The organism is Pseudonocardia pini, assembly GCF_013870575.1.
GTDB classification, from domain to species: domain Bacteria; phylum Actinomycetota; class Actinomycetes; order Mycobacteriales; family Pseudonocardiaceae; genus Pseudonocardia; species Pseudonocardia pini.
The window spans coordinates 1-5,862 of record NZ_JACBXB010000329.1 but is presented as its reverse complement, the minus strand read 5'-3'; the positions used below and the strand labels follow the sequence as shown (position 1 = coordinate 5,862).

6 protein-coding genes and 1 pseudogene are annotated in these 5,862 nt (G+C 72.2%); 1 reads left to right on the top strand and 6 read right to left on the bottom strand.

From position 1 onward, the window contains the following. Positions 1-735, top strand: a pseudogene (locus tag H5J29_RS18535) (hypothetical protein); the annotation flags it as partial. Positions 736-886: 151 nt separating this feature from the next. On the opposite strand, the gene H5J29_RS18530 reads toward H5J29_RS18535, so the two are convergent. The 6 genes from H5J29_RS18530 to H5J29_RS18505 form a co-directional block, all read right to left on the bottom strand. Further along, on the bottom strand, positions 887-1,906 hold the full coding sequence (locus tag H5J29_RS18530) for a ferrochelatase (RefSeq protein WP_181782215.1): 1,020 nt from the start codon (positions 1,904-1,906) through the stop codon (positions 887-889). A 36-nt stretch (positions 1,907-1,942) separates the two neighbouring features. Further along, positions 1,943-2,719 carry an enoyl-ACP reductase FabI gene (gene fabI / locus H5J29_RS18525; RefSeq protein WP_181782214.1) on the bottom strand — a complete coding sequence of 259 codons (777 nt, stop codon included), beginning with the start codon at positions 2,717-2,719 and terminating at the stop codon, positions 1,943-1,945. Positions 2,720-2,751: 32 nt separating this feature from the next. Then, positions 2,752-3,462: a 3-oxoacyl-ACP reductase FabG gene (gene fabG, locus H5J29_RS18520; protein ID WP_181782213.1), complete on the bottom strand. Its 711-nt coding sequence runs from the start codon at positions 3,460-3,462 to the stop codon at positions 2,752-2,754. 56 nt (positions 3,463-3,518) lie between these two features. Then, positions 3,519-4,262 carry an SGNH/GDSL hydrolase family protein gene (locus H5J29_RS18515; RefSeq protein WP_181782212.1) on the bottom strand — a complete coding sequence of 248 codons (744 nt, stop codon included), beginning with the start codon at positions 4,260-4,262 and terminating at the stop codon, positions 3,519-3,521. Between the two features lie 203 nt (positions 4,263-4,465). Continuing rightward, positions 4,466-5,455, bottom strand: a complete 990-nt coding sequence (locus H5J29_RS18510) for a VWA domain-containing protein (protein WP_181782211.1) — start codon at positions 5,453-5,455, stop codon at positions 4,466-4,468. A gap of 7 nt (positions 5,456-5,462) precedes the next feature. Further along, positions 5,463-5,862, bottom strand: a 400-nt coding sequence (locus H5J29_RS18505; RefSeq protein WP_446686484.1) for a DUF58 domain-containing protein, incomplete at its 5' end; no start/stop codon positions are given.

The window sequence follows — 5,862 nt, the reverse complement described above, 5'->3', positions numbered from 1 at the left end:
CGGGCGTTCGGGTACGCGGCCGACCGGGTCCGGTCGGTCGAGGGCGTGGCGCGTGACGGGTCGGCCGTGCGGGCCGACCGGATGCCGACGGACGACACCGTGGTCACCGCCGTCGAGATCGGGCTCGTGCCGCTGCCCGAGGTCTGGGGCGGCACCCTCACCCTCGCGATCGATCCCGCCCTCCCCGCCGCCTTCGCCGCCGCCGTCGCGGACCTGCCTGCGGAGATCTCGGCCTCGCTCAGCCTGGTCCCGCTGCCGGACGTCCCGGCGCTCCCGCCCCATCTGCGCGGGACGCACCTGGCCCAGGTCCGGGTCGTCGGCACCCACGAGCACCCGCTCGACGACCTGCGGACGATCGGCGAGGTCACCGCCGAGGACCTCCGCCGGATGCCCTACGCCGAGGCGCACACGATCCACTCCGACCCCACGGACCCGCACGCCTACGCAGGCGAGGCGCGGTTCCTGCGCACCGCCTCGCCCGCCCTCGACGGCGTGGTCGCCGCGACCGGGCCCGCGGCCGAGGTGCCGAGCGTGGTCGAGGTCCGTCCGCTGGGCGGAGCACTCGCCGGCCCGACCGTCGCGGACACGCGGACCGATGCCGCGTTCGTGCTCAGGGCGGTCACGGCCCTCGACCCGGTCACCGAGCCGCAGGCGCGCGAGGCGCACGAGAAGCTGTTCGCCCCGTTCGCCGCAGAGGACCTCGGCCCGGCCAGGACCTTCTGCTACGGCCGCTGACCCGCCTCAGGGCCTGGTGATCAACACCCGCCGTGGTCAACAGGCCCTGAGGCAGGTTTCAGCACGCGAAATCCTGCGCCAAGGCCTGTTGATCACCCGCAGCGGTGATCAGCAGGCCCTCACGCGCCTCCGGTCGCTCGGAGCCGCGGGCTCAGCGCGGGGAGGTGGGGCGCTTGGCGGGGAGGCAGCAGTCCACCGCACAGGGGGCGCCGTCGACGGTGCACCCCGCGCTCGGGACCGCACCGAGTGCACGCGCCGGGGCGCCGGAGAGGTGCTCCGCCATCAGCTCCACGACCATGTCCGCGAACCGCGGGTCCGGGCCCGCGGTGGCGGCACGCGCGAAACCCATGCCCAGCTCCGCGGCCTTCTCGGCGGCCTCGTTGTCGAGGTCCCACACCACCTCGACGTGGTCCGACACGAACCCGATCGGCGACAGCACCACGGACTCGACGCCCTTGTCGTGCAACGCCTCCACGTGGTCCACGACGTCCGGCTCCAGCCACGGCACCTGCGGCGGGCCGGAACGGGACTGCCACACGACGTCGTAGTCGGCGAGGCCCACCTCCGCGGCCACCAGCCGCGCCGCCTCCGCGATCTGTCGGGAGTACCGGTGCCCACCCTCGGCGGGCACCCCGGCGGCGGCGTCGGCCGAGGTCGGGATGGAGTGGGCGGTGAAGACCACCCGGGCACCCTCGGAGAGCACGGCGCGGATCGCGTCCGCGTTGGCCTGCACGAACAGCGGGTGGTCGAAGAAGTGCCGCAGCTTCGTCAGTCGCGGCGCCGACTCCCCCACGGCGGCCCGGGCGCGGGCGATGTCGTCGTCGTACTGCCGGCACGCGGAGAAGCCCCCGTACGCGCTGGTGGCGAACACCAGCGCGTCCCGGACGCCGTCGCGGGTCATCTCGGCGAGGGTGTCCTCGACGAGGGGGTGCCAGTTCCGGTTGCCGAAGTAGACCGGCAGATCGGTCCGCGACCGCACCGCCTCGATCAGCTCGCGGTTGCGCGCGTTGATCGGGGAGACGCCGCCGAAGTGCCGGTAGTGCTCCTCGACGGCGTCGAGCCGTTCCGGCGGGACGCCCCGCCCGCGCACCACGTTCTCGAGGAACGGGCGCACCTCGTCGAGCCCCTCGGGGCCGCCGAAGGAGAGGAACAGCAGGGCGTCATACGGCACGGCCTCATTCAACCGCGCCGACCGGGCGCCCGCGCGTCACACCCCGACGGCGTGGAACCCGCCGTCCGCCATGACCATCGAGCCGGTGGTGGTGGGCAGCCAGTCCGACAGCACCGCGCACACGGTCTTGGCGACGGGCACCGGGTCGGTGACGTCCCAGCCGAGCGGCGCGCGGGTGTCCCAGTTGTCCTCGAACGCCGAGAAGCCGGGGATCGACTTCGCGGCCATCGTCTTGACCGGTCCCGCGGCGACCAGGTTGACCCGGATCCCCTTGGGCCCCAGGTCACGCGCCAGGTAGCGGGTCACGGACTCCAACGTGGACTTCGCGACGCCCATCCAGTCGTACGCGGGCCACGCCTGCCGGTTGTCGAAGTCCATCCCGACGATCGACGCCCCCTCGCCGAGCAGCGGCAGCAGTGCCACCGACAGCGACTTGAAGGAGTACGCGCTGACCTGGATGGTCGTGGCGACGTCCTCCCACGGGGCGTTCAGGAACGCCCCCTCGCCGAGGCAGGAGGCGGGCGCGAAGCCGATCGAGTGCAGCACGCCGTCCAGCCGGGGTGAGTCCCCGAGGTGCGGGGTCACCCGCTCCACCAGCGAGTCCAGCTGCTCCTGGTCGCTCACGTCGAGCTCGACGACCGGCGCGGGCTTCGGCAGCCGCTGCGCGATCCGCTCGACCAGCCGCATCCGGCCGAACCCGGTGAGCACGACCTCCGCGCCCTGCTCCTGCGCGATCTTCGCCGCGTGAAACGCCAGCGACGCGTCCGTGATCACACCGGTGACCAGCAGCTTCTTACCCTCGAGCAGTCCCATCAGGACCCTTTCCTAGACGTCGGAGAGAGAGCCTAGTGGCCCATCGCCACGCCGCCGTCGACCTGCAGGATGGCTCCCGTGGTGTAGGCCGCGGAGTCCGAGGCGAGGTACGTCACCGCACCCGCGATCTCGGAGGCGAGGGCGAACCGGCCGAGCGGGATCTGCGAGAAGATCTCCTTCTGCCGCTCCTCCGAGAGCTTCGCCGTCATGTCCGTCTCGACGAACCCCGGCAGGACGACGTTCGCGGTGATCCCGCGGGAGCCCATCTCCCGGGCCAGCGAGCGCGCGAGGCCGATGAGCCCCGACTTGGAGGCGGCGTAGTTGACCTGCCCGGGCAGGCCGACGAAGGCCGTGACGGAGGAGATGAAGACCATCCGCCCGGACCGCGCCTTCAGCATGTTGCGCGACGCCCGCTTGGCCACCCGGTAGGCCGCCGTGAGGTTCGCGTCGATCACCGAGGTGAAGGAGTCCTCGCTCATCCGCATGAGCAGCCCGTCGTCCGTGATCCCCGCGTTCGACACGAGGACCTCGACCGGCCCGTGCTTCTCCTCGACCGTGGTGAACAACGCGTCCACGTCCTCGGTGCTGGTGACGTCGCACTGCACCGGGAACAGGCGGTCCGAGAGCCCCTCGGCGGTCCGGCGATACGTCACCGCCACCTGGTCGCCGAGATCCGCGAACGCCTCGGCGATCGCGAGCCCGATCCCCCTGTTTCCACCGGTCACCAGCACACTGCGTCCCACGCCCGTAACCTAGTACACGCGCCACCGCTCCGAGGAACAGTGTGAGCGGGAGTCCGCTAGGCGCCGACGTCCGCGCTCGTCCCGACCTCGACCCCCACCTCGACGCTCAGCAGGTCGACGACCGCCGCCGCCAGGGCCTCGTGGCCCGCCACGGTGGGGTGAGCCCGGTCCGCCTGCAGCTCCGTGCGCCGGTCGACGACGTCGAAGGTCGAGACGAACCGCACACGCGGCCGCCCCACGACCGCGGCGCGCTGCACCTCCTCCAGCCGACGGAGGTTCCGCCGCGAGTAGGGGAAGTAGTAGCGGCTGACCGGCGACGGCCCCACGAGGACGACCGCGGTGCCCTTCTCGGTCAGTTCGTCGAGCAGCCGGGACAGGTGCGATTCGTAGTCCGCGGCCGACATGTGGGTATAACCACCGAATGGCCGGATGAGCACATTCTTGAGGAACACCTTCGCGGCGGACTCCCTTTTCTGGGTGCGCGCCTTCTCCGGGTCCGCCGAGAAGTACGGACGCGGGTCGAGGCCGATGTCGCCGTGCCAGCCCTTCGGCGCGAACCGCTCGAGAGCACGCTCGAAGATCCGGTGGGGGTGGACGAACGCCTCGACGTTGCCGCTGCTCAGGATCACCAGATCCGGGCGGAACGCCTCGACCTTGGGCAGGTGGGCGAAGGCATGGTCGATGCGCGCCTTCGCCTTCGCCTTGAACAGCACGGCGTCGGCCTCGAGCGTCTTCGCGGCGATGCGCCCGACCGACTGATCGCGGACGCCGAGGCCCGACGCCAGGCTGCAGCCCAGCACGGCGATCCGCGGGCGAGCGGGAACTTCGAGCGTGGCATGGGTTGCTGCGGAACTGCGCATTCGCGGAACCGGACCGATCTCCCCGACAGAGATGGAACGAGTGTCGATCGTTACTCGCGCCCTGCGGGCCGATCGTTAGTGTGACGTGGATCTCTGCGCGGACGTCCGAGAATCATTTACCTCAGCGTCACGGAATGGCTGTCTCAGGGCAGCCGCCTGCCCAGCACCAGGCCCACTCCCACACCCACGACGAGCAGCAGCGCGCCGCCCGCCAGCCAGGGCCTGCTGGAGTCGACCCGGCGGATCTCGTAGCCGATCTGTTCGGAGAGGTCGGCGTAGACGCGGCGCAGCTCGTCCTCGGTGGCGGCGGTGAAGAACTGCCCACCGGACAGGTCCGCGATCTGCTGCATCGACGCGTCGTCGACGGCGACGCGCGTGCGGCCGCCCTCGATGTCGATCGTCCCGTACTCGGTGCCGAAGGAGATGGTGGAGACCGGGACCTTGCCCTCGGCCGCCTGCCGGGCCGCGGTGAACGCGCCGCGGGGCTCGTTCTCGCCGTCCGGACCGGGGACGGTCTGCTTGCCGTCGGACATCAGCACGATCCGGGCGGGCGGCGGGCCCTCCTCCCCCGTGCCCGCGGCCGCGACCGACTGCGAGAACGACTCGACCGACTGCATCGCCGCGAAGATCGCCTCGCCGGTGGCGGTGGACTCGGAGAGCTTCAGCCCGTCGACCGCGCGCTTCACCGCATTGCGGTCCGTGGTGGGCGAGACCAGCACGGCGGCCGTGCCCGCGAAGGACACCAGCCCGAGGTTGACGCCGGGGGTGAGCTGGTCGGCGAAGGACTTCGCGGCGGCCTGCGCGGCCGCGAGCCTGGTCGGCTCGACGTCCGTGGCCTGCATGGACAGCGAGACGTCCACGACCAGCACGACGGTGGCCCGGTTCCGCGGCACCCGGGCCTCGGCCTGCGGCCCGGCCAGCGCGACGGTGAGCACCGCCAGCGCCGCGATCAGCGCGACCGCGGGCACGTGCCGGTACCAGCCCGGACGTTTCGGCGCGACGGTCTCCAGCAGCTCGAGGTTCGTGAACCGCACGACGTCCCGCCGCCGCCTGCGCAGCAGCACGAGATAGCCGACGACCAAGGCCGCGACCACGAGGAGCCCCAGCAGCCACCAGGGCGACGCGAAGTTCATCCCGTGCTCACCGCGAGCCCACCCGCTTGCGCGCCAACGCGAACCGCACGATGTCGGACACCCAGTCCGAGTCCGTGCGCAGCCGCAGGTGCCCCGCGCCGCAGCGGCGCAGGGCGTCGGCGACCCGGTCCCGGTGCTCGGCGGCGGCCGCGGCGTACTCGCGGCGCAGCAGCGGCGTGGTCTCGATCTCGCGCTGCCGCCCGGTCTCCGGATCGGCGAGGACCACCGTGCCGACGTCGGGCAGGTCCAGCTCGCGGGGGTCGAGGACCTCGACGGCCAGCAGGTCGTGGCGCGCGGAGAGCCCCCGCAGCGAGCGCTCCCAGTCCGGCTCGCCCAGGAAGTCCGAGATCACGACCGCGAGCCCGCGCCTGCCGACCTCCGCCGGGTCGAGTCCGCGGTGGAGGGTG

Coding starts and splice junctions, on each gene's coding strand:
- fabI (WP_181782214.1), bottom strand. CDS start 2,719: ATGGGACTGCTCGAGGGTAAGAAGCTGCTGGTCACCGGTGTGATCACG.
- H5J29_RS18510 (WP_181782211.1), bottom strand. CDS start 5,455: ATGAACTTCGCGTCGCCCTGGTGGCTGCTGGGGCTCCTCGTGGTCGCG.